Source organism: Pedobacter sp. BS3, assembly GCF_008274585.1.
Taxonomy (GTDB): domain Bacteria; phylum Bacteroidota; class Bacteroidia; order Sphingobacteriales; family Sphingobacteriaceae; genus Hufsiella_A.
The window spans coordinates 31,281-48,812 of the sequence record NZ_VTRT01000006.1 but is presented as its reverse complement, the minus strand read 5'-3'; the positions used below and the strand labels follow the sequence as shown (position 1 = coordinate 48,812).

Genomic DNA, 17,532 nt, shown 5'->3' with positions numbered 1-17,532 from the left:
ATCATGAAGAAGATCACTTATATTATTGTTTTTCTTGTAGCCGGCATTTTTTCTGCAACGGCACAGATAGACCCGCACCTGTCGCAATATTACATTTATCCCTCGTGGCTTAACCCGGCACTCACGGGTGCTTTCGATGGCGATTTCCGTATTTCAGGCGTGTACCGTAACCAGTGGAACAACATTGCCGACGGTTTTTCAACAGCAGGCCTTTCGGCCGATATGGTAACCAGCAAAAACCTGAATTTTGGCGTAGGTGTGATGCAGCAGACCTCCGGTACAGGTTACCGTTACTTAACCGCCAACGCATCGGCATCCTATTCCGGTTTAAAATTTGATGCCGAAGGGTATAAACGGCTGGTTTTCGGAATCCAGGCCGGCGTGATCAGCCGTAAATTCGATTCATCCAAATTCCAGTTCGGCGATCAGTGGAATTCAGCCGTTGGTTATGATCCGACTACAGGCTCGCTGGATGGTTTTCAGGATCTGTCATCGTCTATGCTGGATATTGGTGCAGGCGCCGTGTATTACGATGCTGATCCCGGTAAAAAAGCCAATGTGTTCCTGGGCTTTTCAGCATCGCACTTAACCCGCCCCGAAGACAGCTTTACAAGCGGTTCATCGAAACAGAAGCTTCCCATACGATACACGTTGCATGGCGGGGTAAAGCTGAATCTGTCCGGATTTATAAGCATAGTTCCCAATGCGCTCTACCTGCGCCAGGGCAATGCCGAAGAAAAGATGGTGGGAGGCTATGTGGAAATGAACGGACCAGCCAACACCGACATATTGTTAGGAGCGAACTACCGTTTCCAGGACGCTATTGTGCCATTTGCCGGACTGAACATCAAAAACCTGGTTATTGGTGTAAGCTATGATGTCAATAACTCAGATCTGAGAAAATACATTTCGAATGCCAACAGCATGGAAGTGTCATTATCGTACATCATCAGGCGGTCAAAAACACTTGGCGAGAAGCATTTTATATGTCCGAGACTTTAACAGGATGAGCGCACACATTAACGAATTTAACATGAGAAACTTATCTTTTAATCACATTAGCTTATTAACCGTCCTGATTTGTATGATAAGCGCTACAGCATCATACGGACAGTATGTGTATGATTATAAAAAGAGCGCCGATAATTATTTTACCAAAGGCGATTATTATTCTGCGGCGGCATATTATGAGAAATATCTCGGAAAAGATCAGCCTTTGCAGGGACGCACAGCGAAGCCCTACGTGGTGCAGAAAGAAACCGGAAAAAAAGCGCAGCAATCATCGTTGGCAATTACGTATCGCCTGGCAGAATGCTACCGTTTGCTCAATGATTATCCGAATGCAGAGAAATGGTATGCCGAAGTATTGAAAACAGGGGCAGACGAGTATCCCGATGCACTTTACTGGTATGGTGTATCACTACGTGCTAATGGCAAATATGCCGTAGCACAGCAGCAGTTTGAAAAATACCTGAAATCCGGTAAAAGCCAGTATGCGGCCCAGGCAGAAAAAGAGTTGAATAACTGCCGGTTCATTATGCAGCAGTTAAAGCGTAGTGATGCCCGCCTGTACACGGTAAGCCGTATGCCTGCGCCGGTAAATGCTGAGGGGGCAAGCTATGCTGCCTCATGGAATAATAATGCCTGGCTATTTACATCAACACGTCCCGATAGCTTATCCGGTAAGAACTCGAACCCTTTTCGCAATGCACTGTATACGGCACAAACCGGTGAAATGCCCGGTAAGCCTGAAAAACTGGATATCCCGGCAGCTGCCGGGGCAGAACAGGGCGTAGCCTGTATCAGTGCCGATGGCAACAGGCTATACCTGACCCGCTGGGTAAAAAAAGAAGGACATAATCTGGCGGCAATCTACGTCAGCGAAAAGAAAGAAAGTAGCTGGACAGAACCTGTGAAATTGAACGAACAGGTAAATGTTGAGGGCTACAGCTCGCAGCAGCCTTTTATCACAAATGACGGAAAGTACCTGCTGTTTTCGTCTGACAGGCCCGGAGGGAAGGGAAAGCTTGATCTGTGGTATGTGCCGTTAACGGCCGGTGGCGAACCAGGAGAAGCTGTAAATTTTGGCGGTTATGTCAACAGCTCAGAAGATGAGCAATCGCCGTTTTATCAGCAGAAAACCGGCACGCTGGTTTTTGCCTCGAACGGCCGGGTAGGCATGGGCGGCTTCGATCTTTACAGCAGCAAAGGCGCTTTTGATTCAGGCTGGCAGGAACCTCAGAACCTGGGTTACCCCGTTAACTCCAGTAAGGACGATCTGTACTTTTTCAACAGTGAAGACAGGGCGTTGCTGAAGGATGCGGTGATCAGTTCAGACCGGTCATCAGCCTGCTGCCTGGAGCTGTTCTCTGTGAGCAAACAGGAGAAAAAATACATAACCGGCATTATCGCCGATAGCCGGACACAGCAGCCCCTGGAGGGCGTATCGATTCAATTAACCGGAAACGGCAATCCCGGCACCGCGAAGCGGACCGGTGCTGACGGCAAATACCTGTTTGAATTGGAGGAGTTCATACCGTTGCAGTTAAGCGCTTCCAAAGATGCGTACCGTACAGGCACATTAAGCATCAACAAACCATTAGATACAGAGGCTGATACGCTTTATGCCGGTACGTTGAGCCTGGTATTAGCCGAACCGTCCGCAGGTAACCCGGAAGAGCTGAAAGTGTACTTTGATTTTAATAAATACCAATTGCTTCCTGAAACGGTTGATGCGTTGGATTCTATTGCGGCATTGTTAAACCGTGAACGTATGCTGGGACTGGAAATAACCGGATATACCGATAAAACAGGAAGCGTAAAATATAACCTGAAGCTAAGTGGAGAGCGTGCAGAAGCCTGTAAGGACTATCTCCTTCAAAAAGGAATATCCGCGGCACGGCTTCAGGCAACAGGGAAAGGTAAATGTTGTACCACGGGTGATGATGCGAAAGACAGAAGGGTCGAGTTCAGGATATTGTTATTGAAAAATAAATAGGATACAGGTCAGCCTATTCAGCTCCGCTCACCGGGATTACAAATCCCGGTGGCTATCACTCCGGATTTAAAATCCGGCATCAGTTACAAAAGGATAACATGCGATAATAAGCTGTGATTATTTATGAAAAGAAGGGATATACAGCAATGCCCTGTATTTAAGAAGGGAATCGTATTAATTTTACTATTGGCCAGCGCTATACAGGTTACATTCAGCCAAACGCTGGCAACCTATCCGTTGCGCACAGGCAGCGGTAATCCTCCTGCCGGAACAGCACAACCAGCAGCTACAAGTCCGAATGTTAATGCAGGTACGATGGGATACGGGATAAATGTACAAACAGGCTCTGGCGCACACAACAGTTCAGGTTACCGGGTAAAAACGCAAAGTGTTACCTGGCCAACACAGCCAACCGATGACTATTCATTTGATATTCCGCTATCGCCCAAAAATGGGTTTGATTTGAAATTAACCAAAATACAGGTAGATGTTAACAGTCTGTCTTATAAAGATAATTCGACAATTATTTATATAGCGCCTTATATCCAGATCGATAATAATGGACAATGGATCCCTTTAACCCCGGCTCAGCCTGTTTCCAGCACCACTACTACGGTACAGTTTAACGGTATTGACGAATCATTTTTTAGCGGGCATACGTATATCATACGGTTTTACCTGTATGGTTCGGTAAATAACGATAAAAATGATAACTTCCGGATTATCAACCTGGTATTCTCCGGTACAACATCTTCACCTCCTACTGTTGCACCGGGAGTGAAAACGCTCTCGGCAACTAAATCGCCCATGACTCCAAAATACGCCGGCATTGTAACAGGATCCTATGACTTTGGTTCGGGTTATCAGCAGGTAAAACAGAGCGGCGTGGTGTGGAGTAAGTCGCCTGACCCATTCATCAGATCAGCATTATATACTACCGATGGAACTAACGGAACCATCAGCAGTACGCTTACCGGCCTGACAGTAAACACAACCTATTATGCAAAAGCATACATCATTACCCAGTTAGATACCCTTTACGGCGCCGAGATGAGTTTTACTACTGATCCGGCTTCACTTGCTGAAGTCACCACTAACCCCGTTACCAACATACTTTCAAATAAAGCTACAGGAGGGGGAATAGTTACAGATAGCGGCGGCGTGGCCATTACCGAAAAAGGCCTGGTATGGAACACCACCGGGAATCCTAACACCAGCTCAAATACCGGTAAATGGGTAGCAGGCAGCGGTGCACAGTCTTTCAGCGATTTTATAAAAGGCTTAACACCCAATACCAAATATTATGTAAAAGCTTATGCCATTAATTCCCTGGGCACCGCCTATGGAGATCAGGTAGAATTTACCACGGCTGCACCTGCGCCGGTACTGGTGGCTGTACCCGGCAGCATTGATTTTGGCGAAAATTATTATAACACTACTCCCTTAACCATTAGCTATACGCTCTCCGGCGAAAATCTTTCACCGGCGGCAGGTACTATAACCGTTACTGCTCCGGCCGGTTTCCTGGTATCCCTGAATGGTAACAATGGCTTTGCATCCTCGATAACAGTTCCCTATACAGGTGGCGCCATAAGTGGCACGCCGGTATATGTGCAGTTACCCGTTACTACGTATGGGTCGTTTTCAGGCAATGTTATCCAGAGTGGCGGCGGGGTAGCTGCCGCTGATGCCGATGTGGTGAAAGTTTCCGGAACGATTGTTTCATCTCCGGACGAAGTAACCAACCGTGGTACAGATTTCTGGCTGGGCTTTGGCTATCAGGAAAAAATGAAGACCAAGGCAGGAGATTCCGGGGAAGCTAAATTGTCTGTTTACATTTCGGCTACAGACCAGCCTGCACAGGTAATAGTAGATCTGCCCGGTATTCCCGGAGCATCCGGTTTTCCAAAAACCATTAATGTAGCAGCTAATAGTGTAGTGGAAGTAACCGGTTTCCCTACCGGCGATCCCAATAATTCTACCAATTATAATACAGCGGGCTACCCTGATACACGTTTGTATTCAACCGGTATCAGTAATAAGGGCATACATGTATATAGTACAAACGGAACTCCAATTGCAGTCTGGATGCATACGTATGCCGATAACAATTCTGCTGCCGGCGCTATGTTGTTTCCAACCAATACCTGGAGCTCTCAATACGTGGTACAGTCTTATGGAGGTAAAACCAATACCGGTATTCCCAATTCATTCTTTTTTGTAATTGCCGGTGAAGATAATACCGAAGTGGAATTTACGCCAACCAATGATATTGTAAATGCCGATCAAAGCTCCATTTTTTCAGACGGTCACACAGCTGCAAATGTGCTGTACAAAAAAGGGGTTACCTATAAAATTACGCTAAACAAGGGACAGGTATTTAACGCGATGGGTTTTATCAGTGGTTCAGGAAAGAATTCAGCTAACGGGTTGGATCTCACAGGAACGGTAGTAAAAACCACCTGCGACAAAAAAATAGCCGTATTTGGCGGTAACGGTCGTGTGCTGGTCAATACATTAAGCTGTTCAGATACCGAAGGTTCAGATCACCTGATCCAGCAGATGTTTCCCATCGTAGCATGGGGCACCCGTTATTTAACGGCTCCAACTAAAAATATGCCCAATAACCTGTTTCGTATAGTTGTTGAAGATCCAACTACTGTTGTAAAAAAGAATGGAACGGTACTGAATCCCTCAACGCTGGTAAATAACCTGTATTACGAAGTAGAATCTAATCAGCCAATGGTTATTGAGAGCGATAAGCCTATCAATGTTATTCAGTTTATAGTGGTAGGCAAATGCGGTGGCGGCGGCGATGGCGATCCGGAAATGATCATTTTAAGCCCCGTACAGCAAGCCATTAATAAAGCAACGGTATATTCAGCAACCATTAAAAAATCAGGTGGCGGTGCAAATGGCCATTATATAAATGTAATTATTGAAAAAGGGGCGATAGACAAGCAAAGCTTTAAGCTGGATAATATTGATTTTAACAGCACAACAAAAGTAGATGTGGGTGGTACCGCTGCTTATAGTTCCTCTCTGGTATTAATGAAGGATGCCTTTAAGGTACATCCTCTGGACCCTAACTATTATTATGCTGTTTTTAAGGTTGCCCCCGGAATGGCGCATACGATTTCATCAGACTATGCCTTTAATGCCATTGCTTATGGGATGGGCGACGGTGAAAGCTACGGCTATAATGCCGGTACGGCCATTAAAAACCTGTCATCCATAAAAATGACCGTTAATCCGGCGGGATCAGATACATCCAGTACATCGGTAAAAGGTGGTAAAAATAACCCGGTTACCCTGAAAATAGCGTTGCCTTACAATCCGTTCCAGGTAGATAATATTGCCTGGGATCCCGGCACAGATACCAGGGTAAGCCCGGCCGGTATAAAAAATGGTGAAATAGATACCACAACAGGTAAGGCAAAGTACGATGGCACGATAGAGGTAGAGGGACGCACTTTTTATATCTATACATCGCCGGTTCAATATACTTTTAGCCAGGATGGTATTTACCGGATCTCGGCCAAGGCAACCGGTACGTTTTCAAGCGAGTGTGGCGGTGAAGACATTGAAAAGATATTGGTGCTTATCGGGCGTGACAATGTCAACTTCGATTTTACCACCAGTTGCGGCAATCCAACCGTAAGCTTTGACAACCATACCACGGCCATGCCAGGCACTACCATAACCAAATGGGCCTGGGATTTTGGCGACGGCACGAGCACCGAGGTACAAGATCCGCCTCCTCATACGTATGATGTAAGCGGAGGTTCCGTGTACATGGTGAAGCTGACAACCACCAATAGTGTGGGTGTAATAACCACAGATAGTGTAAAAGTTGATTTTTCGGGTGGAATAGATGCCCGGTTCAGCATAGCGCCGAAAGATACTATTTGTGCCGGCGAAACACTCAGCTTTGACCCTTCGGCCTCCTCGGTAACCGGAACCACATCCGGCACACCGGCTAAATGGATATGGAATTTTGGCGAAGGCGATAACGTAGTGATAGATGGCAGCACCTGTCCGCCGCAATCGCACACCTATACCAAACCGGGCAAATATGCGGTAAAGCTTATCCTGGAAACTACGTCAGGCTGCCAGAATCCTTACACAGATACCGTTGTGGTAGACGCTGCACCGGTATCGGCTATTGATGCCCCTGCACGGGTATGTTTTGACGGCGATAGCATAACGTATAAAGATGCCAGCACCATTAGTGTCGGAACTATCAGCCAGTGGCTTTGGACGTTTGACGACGGTACGACCAGTAACCTGCAAAACCCCAAACATAAATGGCTCACGCCGGGTAAACACACGGTCACACTGTTAGCTACATCAGCGGGTGGTTGCAGCGCTACCAATACGGCAACACACGATATTATCCTTGACCCCTTGCCAACGGCAGATTTTAGCCTTCCTGCCACTACCTGCCAGAACAACAGCATTACGTTTACAGATGCATCGGCTATTAATGCGCCCGACGCCAGCCTGGTGGAGTGGAACTGGGATTTCGGTGATGGTTCGGCCCCACTGGTTCAAACCACCGGCGACCCGGTAAACCATACTTACACATCCGGCGGGACATACACGATCAGGCTTTGGGTTAAAAGCAGCACCGGTTGTATAAGCAATACGGCATCGAAGGATATCACCATTAATCCGCTTCCCAAACCCGGTTTTACCGTGCCGGATGTGTGTATCCCGGATGGAAAAGCGCAGTTTACAGCCAGCAGCACGGCGGCTACAGTTTCGCAATGGTTATGGGATTTTGGTGATGGCAGCCAGGGTACAGGCCAGCAGCCCGTTCACCAGTACACCACCGGGGGAACTTACACAGTAAAACTAATTGCTGTTACCGATAAGGGTTGTATGGATTCGGTGAGTAAGCCGGTAACTATTTACAATACGCCTTCAGCATCATTCAGTATTGCCAATGAAAACAAGCTATGCAGCAGCGATCCGGTTTCACTTACTGACCAGTCTGTAGTGAACGGCTTTGGCTCGGTAAAAAAAGTAGCGGTTTATTGGGATTATGTGAACAATCCGACTGAGGCTGAAACGTATGATTCTCCTGTCCCAGGCGGTACATATCCCCATTCGTATCCGGCGTTTGAAAGTCCGGCGACCCGCACTTATACCATTATGCTGCGGGCGTATAATGAGAACGGCTGCTATACTGATTTTTCCAAAGTAATTACCCTGAATGCCATGCCGGTAGCTCACCTGGCTCCATTGCCGGCTGTCTGCCAGGAAGCAGATCCTTTTAATTTAACACAAGGTGGTATTATCTTATCGCTTCCCGGAAATGGCGTTTATAGCGGTACTGGTATTACAGTAAGTCCACAATTTTCGCCGCAGTTGGCCGGTCCGGGTACACACCGCATCCGGTACACGTACACCACGGCAAGCGGTTGCCAGAGTTATGAAGAACAGGATATTGTGGTTTATCCCACTCCTTCCGTAACATTTGCGCAAAGCACCATTTATATCGCGGAAGGAAAATCAGCCCAATTGAAAGCCTCTGCCGTTACCGGCGATGATCTGAGCTATTCCTGGTCGCCGGCAACATACCTGGATAACCCGGATTCGCCAAACCCCGTATGCCGGCTGGGTAATGATATGACGTACACCTTAACCGTAAAAACAAAAAATGGGTGCAACGCAAGCAGTACGCTTAATGTCAATATTTTACGTGAGCTGGTAGTGCCTAATACGTTTACTCCGAACGGCGACGGTATCAACGATCTATGGGAGATAAAATACCTGGATACTTATCCCGGCGCAACGGTAGAAATATTTAACCGGTATGGGAAAAAAGTGCTCAGTTCCTCAGGCGTTGTAAAGTGGGATGGCAAATATAATGGTGAGGATCTGCCTGCCGGCACGTATTACTATATGATCGACCCTAAAAACGGCCATGCCATTATTTCAGGGTCTGTTACGATATTACGATAAGTGTATGAGGAAGTGTGTGTTTTTAATGATCCTGGTGGGGTGTGTGACCGGAGTTTTTGCCCAGCAGAAGCCTCAATATACACAGTATATTTTTAATAATTACCTGTTAAATCCGGCTATATCGGGTATAGAAAATTACATTGATGTCAAAGCCGGCTACCGTAAGCAGTGGCAGGGCCTGGAGGGAGCCCCTGTAACCTCGTTTATTTCCTTGCATGCGCCTATCGGGAAAAATTACCTGTACAGTAATGCCAATTCGTTTTCTGAAGCAGGAGATAACCCGATGAACCGCAGCTATGTGCAAACATACCAGGCGTCAGAGCCTCATCATGGCATTGGCTTTCATGCTGTTATGGATAAAACGGGACCCATATCTACCAGCGATGTGGATGTTACGTATGCTTATCACTTAGGAATTACTGAGCGGCTGAATCTGAGCCTGGGTGTTGCGGCCGGTTTTTCGAGAACAAGCGTTGATCTTTCAAAAGTAACGGTGCAGAATAGCAACGACCCCGTTATAGCCAGCCAGAAGAGCCAGTTTCAGCCTGACCTGGGAGCCGGTGTCTGGCTTTACGGGCCAACCTATTTTGCAGGTATTTCTGCCCAGTCTTTAATGGGCGATCAGCAGGTGGCACACTTGTTTGCTACAGCAGGGTATAAAGTATTTCTCGCCGAAAATGTTGCGGCAATTCCGTCGTTTATGGTTAAATACCTGATTTCTTTGCCTACATCTGTTGATGTAAACCTGAAGCTGGCATTTAAGGATAAATTCTGGATAGGTGGAAGCTACCGGCAGGATGATGCCATTGCCGCCATGGCGGGGTTTAACATCAGCTCCTTATTTAACCTGAGCTATTCGTACGATTTTACAACTTCTGCTCTGCGTTCGGTAAGCAATGGAACGCATGAAATTGTGCTAGGCTTGTTGCTGAACAATCGTTACCGGGTTACCTGCCCGCAAAAAAACTGGTGATTGGATGTTTAGCATATAGTCCGGAAGTAGGGAAAGATCGGAGGTAGAAACAAGAGCAACGGATCAGGAACCAAGACAAGAGCAAAATCCTTTTCTTTGCTTTATTCCGGCCCAGGTAAAAGCTGCCGGGATATCGCTAAGCGAAGTATATACCGCCCTGATAGAATCAGCCTTAGCGCAGAAACAATATTGTTAAGTTGACTATAGATCAAATCTGTGAGTATGTAATTATAAGAATTGATTTTTAGCAAGTTATATATTTTTACTTTTGAATTTTTACTTTTTACTTAACCATAGATGAAGATTACACATACCGATGTTTACCGGCTCAGCATTAAAATGGAGCCCTTTACCATTGCTACCGGGACCATGCATTATGCACAGAATGTATTTATCCGGATACATACCGACGCCGGTATTTATGGCGTGGGAGAATGTTCTGCATTCCCGGTCATTGTTGGCGAAACCCAGGAAACCTGCCTCAGCGTAGGTCGTGATTTTGCAGCGTTAATTAAAAGGAAAGATGCCCTGGATACAGCAGGACGCTTGCAGGATATCAATACATCCATTGCCGGTAATACCACCATAAAAAGCGCTTTTGATATGGCGCTTTATGATATTGCTGCTAAACATGCCGGGCTTCCCTTATACCAGTATCTCGGCGGAGAAAAAAGAACGGTAGAAACTGATATTACGATCGGCATAGATACGGTTGAGAAGATGGCCGAAAAAGCACAGCAATATAAAAGCAGCGGAGCAAGAATGCTGAAGGTGAAGCTCGGTAAAAATGCCCCTGAGGATGTAAAACGGATAGAAAAAATACGCGAAGTAGCTGGTGAAGACATGCTGATACGTATTGATGCCAACCAGGGCTGGAGCTTTGATGATGCCTTGCTGGCCCTGAACGGCATGAAGGATTTGAACATACAGTTTTGCGAACAGCCCATGCGTTCCTGGTATGATGATCTGCTTCCCGCATTATGCCTGCAATCACCCGTAAAGATCATGGCCGACGAAAGCTGTTACAGTCATCACGATGCACGGAAGCTCATTAATGCCAGAGCCTGCGATTATATTAATATTAAGCTGGTAAAATCCGGCGGAATAGCCGAAGCCATACAAATACATGACCTTGCCCGGTCTAAAAATATACCCTGCATGATAGGCGGTATGCTTGAAAGTCGTCTCGCATTAAGCGCCAAGCTGCATTTTGCGTATGCCTCGCCCAACGTTCAATTTTATGATCTGGATACCTGCCTGCTTGGTCACCTCGAAGACCCGGTTATAAATGGAGCAGCCTATAAGGGATATCTTCTGGATATTGCCGATTTACCGGGTATCGGGGCCGATATAGACGAGGATTTTTTAGCAAAATGCGATAAATGGACTATTTAGCGGTTTCGTCTTTTTGATACTGGATAATTTTTGATAAGAATGCGTCAATTTCTATAATCCGTTTCAAAACCGCAGGCTGCTAATTTTGTGATGTAGTGGAAATACCGTGTATGGATAGGAGACATATTTCCCCCGGCCTGTCCCCTGACAGGCCGGCATACCATCTTTACACCAGCTTCAATGCCCCGCTTTGGGCATAAAACAAATATGCTTTAGCTTGAGTATATCCCATATCGAGCAGCAGGCTTTTATAACGTCTTACCTGCTGAACATGCTGTTCTTCCTCGCTGTGCGTAAATTTGTAATCCAGCACAATGGCTTCCTGGTTCTTTACCAGCACTTTATCCGGCCGGTAGCTTTTCCCGTCGGCGGCAATGATGCTTCTCTCGTTTAAAATCTCATAATTGCCGCTTAACAGGTTTTGCAATTGCGGATGCCGCAATACCTGGCTTATCTGTAATTTGATGGCCTCCAGTTCGTCATTTTTGAAATATCCCTGTAAAAGCATCTCGTTTAACACCTTGTCAACCGCAGCGATTTCACTTATTTTTGCCAGCGCCGCATGCAGGATAGCGCCTTCCCTTCCGGCTTCTCCACCGGCAAAAAGCTCAAATTCAGGATGCAGAAGCGCCCTGTCAAAAACAGCCGACAAGCGTTCTGACAAAGGATATTTTGTTAGCTCCAGCTTTTCGGGTAGGATTTCTTCTGTGATTTCTTTCTGCGTTTTTATTACAGGCTCATCGATATACAATCCGTTTCTGCCTGTATCAAAACCTTCAAATTTGTCGATAACATTCGCCATCAGGTCGCCGGTGTGCGTAATTTTATCGGTTGGGTTATTTTTACCCAGAACGGTTATGGAAAGGTACTCGCGGCTACGGGTAGTGGCAACATATAACATGTTCAGCGCATCCATATTATTATTCAGCAGCTCCTCGTAATACGCGGGCGCTATAGCCGATTTACCGAGACTTTTTTTGTATTTCACGGGAATGCTTTGCAGGCTTTTATAGGCCGTTTCATTGCTCGACACCCAGAAAATACTGTTCGGCATACCACCTACATCCCAATTACAGAAAGGTATCAGCACCGCTTTAAAGGCTAATCCTTTGGATTTATGGATGGTAATTACCTGAACGGCTTCCACGCCTTCGGCCGATGGCAGGGCTTTCGTGTTTCCCTCCTCATCCCACCATTGCAAAAAGGCATGAATCCCTTTATCGCCATGGGCAGAAAAGCTGCCCACCATATCCCTGAAAGCCAGTAAAAAGGGTAAATGTCCGCTGCCGTCATTTTCGTGGTTAAGCCCATAAGCGCCAATCAGCTCTTCTATCAATCCGGTAAGCGGCAATTGCATCCAGGTACGCCAGTTGTTACAAAGACTTTCGGGCAATACCTGCTTTAATCGACTCAGGTCTTTGCCTTGCAGGTAAAACCATTCCTGCGGCAGAACCGTTTTGTGTCGCAGGCTTGCGTACAGGCTGATGCAGTTCGCTTTGTACAGCGCTGTCTGGTTGGCCGGGCCGGCAAGCACCCTGAGGGTATTGACCAGCAGCTTTACAGCATTGTTATTGGCAATCATCAGGGCTTCGCCGGAAATTACCGGAATATGCCGCTCCATGAGCGCTTCCACAACCGTTACAGCTTCTTTATTAGAGCGTACCAGCACACAGATATCGCCGGGCTTGTACCCCTTTTCGCCGGTAATCAGCTGTATTTCGGCTATCATTTTCTGAACGGATACCCGCCGGAACGATTCATTTCGCAGGCTTTTACCGGTCTCATCCTCGGTTAAAACCGAAATATGAACGTGTCCGCCTTTAGCGGTTTGCGGATGCGTGAGCTGCGGGGCATGCCGGTAAACATTGGTAATGATCTCGTGATAACCTTTTTCATACCACCATTTTGCCGCCGCTTCGCCAGCCTCAGACGCAATAATAGCGTTCAGCTGATCTTGCAATGCCTGCGGCGCATATTGAAATAACAGGTTATTAAAGTTGATGATATTTTCGGCGCTACGATAATTGGCTTCCAGGTTTTCTTCAACAATGTACTCCTCGCCCACATCGGCCTTTATTTTCTGGTGCAGGATATTCCAGTCGCCATTGCGCCAGCGATATATCGATTGCTTCACATCGCCTACCACCAGGTGGTCGGTGAGCTTGCCATTTGCCGATGCAATGGCATTTTGCAGCAGCGGCCTGAAGTTTCCCCACTGACTGGTAGAGGTATCCTGAAACTCATCGAATAAAAAATGCTGGTAGCGGCTCCCGGTTTTTTCCCACACAAACGAGGGGTTTCCACTACCTTCTTCCGAAGCGGTGATTTCCTGCAGCATGCGTTGCGCATCGCTGATAAGCAGGGTTCCGCTTTCTTTACGGTAACTTTCCAGTAGGTGCGCCATTTCCTGCATCAGCCGTAAAAAATACAGGTTTTCGTTAACCGATACGGCCAGCAGGTAATCGGCAAGATTTTGGGTGTAATATTCATACAGCTGCTTTAGCTGCGGGTTCAGCGTATCGTATACCGATGTATCGCTTCCAGGCTTAAACCATTCGTCGGGCTGGTCAATTAAGCGGCTGAGACTTTCTGTTTTGGCTAAATCGCCATCGGCAATTTTCTGCAGGTTAAACAATGGCGACCGGGATTTGCCTTTCAGTGAATCGATGTTAGCGGTTGCCAGCTCAGCGGTTTTAGCGGCGTCTACAGCCAGACGATGTACCTGCTCTTCGAACTCCCGGATAGCCTGACGGGTCAGATCGCTGTACGTGGTGAACAGCTCATCCATTTTCCCGGCTTTCATCAGGGGTTCCATGGCCTTTTCAAAAGGCTGATAACGCTCCTTAAAGATCTCGCCGGCAAGATCTGTAAGCTCTCTGCGATAATTCCAGCTTTTATCATTTTGTATGCGATCCTGTGCCAGATTAATGATCCATTGCAATAAACCGGGATTAGTGTCCAGTTGCTTGTCCAGCCGGTCGGCCAACTCGTTTTTTACTTTGTCGAAGTTCATTTCGAGCGCATAACCGGTATCCAAACCCAGCTCAAACGCGAAGCTCCGTATTACTTTCTGTACAAAACCGTCGATGGTGCTTACCGAAAAACGACCATAATCGTGCAGAATACGACGATAGATCCTGTCGGCCTGTAATTGCAGTGTTTGCGGGTTTAATTCGGGATGCGCTTCCAGGATAATCCTTCGCATTTCGTTGATTAGTCCATCGGTGGCATTACCTTTGGCCAGCTCTTTCAGTACTTCCAGGATGCGGGTTTTCATTTCCTCGGTAGCCTTGTTGGTAAAGGTTACCGCCAGAATTTCGCGGTATTTGGTCTCGCCCGAAAACAGCAACGTAAGGTAATGTGCCGTAAGACTAAACGTTTTACCGGAACCCGCCGATGCCTGAAGCAATTTGAGTGGTTTGTTTGGCATGTTAACCATGATTTGAGTGGTATCAAAGTTACATTAAACCCAACGCAAAAACATAGCGAACTTAGAAATAACACCTCAATTCGCCCCGCTTATCTTTGTGAAGATAGAAACCTAAAGAGAACTCATGCGAACCGTAATTATAATCGCGGAGCTTGTTTAAGGAGTAATCGAAAGCATAGCCGATACGGATGGAGGGAGTGGCAAAGATCTCAGCGATAATGCCGGCAGCGCTGGGTTGGTGCAGATCCGGCTGGAGGTTATTTTTAGGGTACAGTTTAACGGCTGTGCGATAAAAGCCACCGATCCATAAGCGTTCATTTAACAGTACAAAGCCGTTGATGTCGAGATTGGTTGGGCCGGCCAGGTCATCTTTGAGCAGAAAAGTCGGTTTTAGCTTTACGCCGTCGCTTACCGGAAATACGGCGCCGCCCGCCAGGTAAAAATGAGGTTTGGGGATAGCCGTGATCAACGTATGGTCTTTATTTTTTGCCATGTAACCGGTAAGCAGGTTATCGGCAGAGAAACCGGCAAAAGCATGTTCATCCGAGTAAAAAATTCCGGCACGGGCATCGGGCAACAGTGTACTTTGTTTGCCTGCCGGGACATAGGCATCGCCGGCATCAACAGCATTCAGCTTATCGCCATCTATACCCAACTGTACGCATCCAACACCTAAACCAAATGCCAGCCGTGAGCTTTCAGAGTCGCCGGTTTGTATTCTATAGGCATAATTGACATAACCTGCCAGGTTACTTTGCGCACCGATCTTATCATGGCTCAGCAATAAGGCTAAGCCGACATTATCATGATTCACCGTGCCATCTGCCGCGGCCGAAAAGCTTTGCGGCGCTCCCGGAACAGCGCTCCACTGCGACCGGTAAAAGCTTTGTAAATACCACTCTTCCTTGTATCCGGCATAGGCCGGGTTTACATAGATCAGGTTAAATATGTACTGGCTGAAATGCGCATCCTGCTGTGCCGCTAACCTGAATGAGCCTATCAGCAAACCGGTTATCAAAATTATCTTCTTCATAATCCGCTCCATTATTTTGATCGCAGCAACGTGACATAACCTTTGTATGCCTGCCAGTTATCCGATGTATCTTTTACCCGCAACACATAGAAATATGTCCCTTCGTTTAACCCTTCGCCTGTCCACCTATTCTGATAATTCTTCTGCTCGTAAACGTGATTCCCCCAACGGTTAATAATGGTAAGCTCATTTTCAGGATAATTCTCCAGCCCGGGAATGACAAAAGCATCGTTTTTACCATCGCCATTAGGCGTAAACACATTGGGGATCTGCAAATTGCCTATCTCTTTTTTATCTACCGAAATATTATTGCCGGGCTCAGGGTCGGTTTCAAATGCAGTAGCCGTTGCCGAATTTGTAATCACACCTGCTGATGTAGCTTTTACCTTAACACGCAGACCGGCCTGCTGCCCGTTATCCAGCGTGGGTAATTGCCATATAACCATACGTGTAGCAGCATTGTAGACGGCGCTACCCTGTACCGGGTTAACCACCTCAATGAGCTCAAGACTGGCGGGCAGGCTATCGGTTACTACGACCGAAGTAGCATTATCAGCACCTTTATTACGCACGGTTAGCAGGTATTCAAAGGTTTCAAACAGGCCTACCGGACGTGTTTCTGATCGTTTCTGAACCTCAATATCTGCACTTGCTGATAATACGGGTTCAACCACAACAGTCACGCCATCGGATATCTCCGAATCGCATCCTTCATCATTGAATGATATTACCTGGTAAACTCCGGCTGCACGAGCAGTATATTTCAGCCCGGTAGCCTGGTCAATAGGTTTCCCATCCCTGAACCATTGAAAAGCAACTGCATTACCTGATTTTGCAGTAAGCACTACCGAAGTGCCCTGCCGGATCGTTACCTGCGGCATTGTTTGAGTCTGAGAAGATCCCCTTATCATTAAAAACAATAAGGGGCTTAGCACGATGAGCCATTTAGCCTTCATCCACCGAAAAAGAGCCGGCTTTTTTACTCAATTGCAATGGTCGGTTTGCCTGGCTTAGGTGTAACTTCTACCGTTTTTGAGCCGGATATTGCCTCGCATCCTGAGCCGGAAGCCGATTTAAGCACCGATCCTGAAGGAACTGAATATTTTGCGCTCGCGGTAAATGCATACACGCCTTTAGCGGTTGCATTCATGGTGAATACATTGGTAGTGCCTGTACCGCTATCGTCAGCGCCTACGCCCGCTATCGCAGCAGCAGATCCGTCTTTCGTAACTGCCCAGGTATAGATATAACCTACGCCTTCGGGCAGTGCCTGGGCCGGTGTAGCTGTTGCCGTAATAACCGAACTGGTTACGGGTGCAGACCCGCTGCCGGAATTTTCCTCGCAATATTTTGCATTGGAGGGATTTGATAATGCCAACGTTGTTTCCGGCAGTTTGTATATTTCATATACGTCTGAAACATCGCCCTTACATTCGGCGGGACTGGCTGAAATAACGTGCACGGTATATTGATGAACCCCGGCGCTCAGGTTATCCGGTGTGGTAAAGTTCGGGTCGGCGCTTGTTTTTTCAACAGCCGAGCCACCAACCTCAGACCAGATCACTTTATCGCCTGGCGCCAGCGTTTCGGCAAATGCAGGTTTTAAGGTTACTGTTGCATCGCCACATACGTAAACCGGGTAGATAGCGGCGGAAACAAAATTTGTAAAATAAAGCATAATAGCTATTACGCCTAATACCGATGTTGTAATTGTTCTTTTCATGATTTTTATT

The 17,532-nt window shown here is 46.9% G+C and carries 9 protein-coding genes; 5 read left to right on the top strand and 4 right to left on the bottom strand.

All coding sequences use genetic code 11. The features are described 5' to 3' along the window. The first annotated feature begins 3 nt into the window (after positions 1–3). The 5 genes from FW774_RS15335 (at position 4) to FW774_RS15315 (ending at position 11,336) form a co-directional block, all read left to right on the top strand. The gene (locus tag FW774_RS15335) at positions 4–1,002 is read left to right on the top strand and encodes a PorP/SprF family type IX secretion system membrane protein (RefSeq protein ID WP_149349091.1); all 999 of its coding nucleotides are present in this window, start codon (positions 4–6) and stop codon (positions 1,000–1,002) included. 31 nt (positions 1,003–1,033) lie between these two features. Continuing rightward, on the top strand, positions 1,034–2,998 hold the full coding sequence (locus FW774_RS15330) for an OmpA family protein (RefSeq protein WP_187774919.1): 1,965 nt from the start codon (positions 1,034–1,036) through the stop codon (positions 2,996–2,998). 123 nt (positions 2,999–3,121) lie between these two features. Continuing rightward, positions 3,122–8,968: a PKD domain-containing protein gene (locus FW774_RS15325; RefSeq protein WP_149349089.1), complete on the top strand. Its 5,847-nt coding sequence runs from the start codon at positions 3,122–3,124 to the stop codon at positions 8,966–8,968. Between the two features lie 4 nt (positions 8,969–8,972). After that, entirely contained in the window at positions 8,973–9,941 is a 969-nt protein-coding gene (locus FW774_RS15320) for a type IX secretion system membrane protein PorP/SprF (RefSeq protein WP_149349344.1), read from the top strand. A gap of 297 nt (positions 9,942–10,238) precedes the next feature. After that, entirely contained in the window at positions 10,239–11,336 is a 1,098-nt protein-coding gene (locus FW774_RS15315; RefSeq protein WP_149349088.1) for a mandelate racemase/muconate lactonizing enzyme family protein, read from the top strand. Positions 11,337–11,502: 166 nt separating this feature from the next. Here FW774_RS15315 and FW774_RS15310 read toward each other — a convergent pair whose 3' ends face one another. The 4 genes from FW774_RS15310 to FW774_RS15295 all read right to left on the bottom strand — a co-directional run bounded on the left by FW774_RS15310 (position 11,503) and on the right by FW774_RS15295 (position 17,522). Continuing rightward, entirely contained in the window at positions 11,503–14,766 is a 3,264-nt protein-coding gene (locus FW774_RS15310; protein ID WP_149349087.1) for a UvrD-helicase domain-containing protein, read from the bottom strand. Between the two features lie 61 nt (positions 14,767–14,827). After that, a complete protein-coding gene (locus tag FW774_RS15305; protein WP_149349086.1) occupies positions 14,828–15,799 on the bottom strand; it encodes a type IX secretion system membrane protein PorP/SprF in 972 nt (323 codons plus the stop codon). Positions 15,800–15,810: 11 nt separating this feature from the next. Then, positions 15,811–16,680 (bottom strand): gliding motility-associated C-terminal domain-containing protein, encoded by an 870-nt coding sequence (locus FW774_RS15300; RefSeq protein WP_242457854.1) that lies wholly within the window; start codon positions 16,678–16,680, stop codon positions 15,811–15,813. 98 nt (positions 16,681–16,778) lie between these two features. Then, positions 16,779–17,522: a hypothetical protein gene (locus tag FW774_RS15295; protein WP_149349084.1), complete on the bottom strand. Its 744-nt coding sequence runs from the start codon at positions 17,520–17,522 to the stop codon at positions 16,779–16,781. Positions 17,523–17,532: the final 10 nt, after the last annotated feature.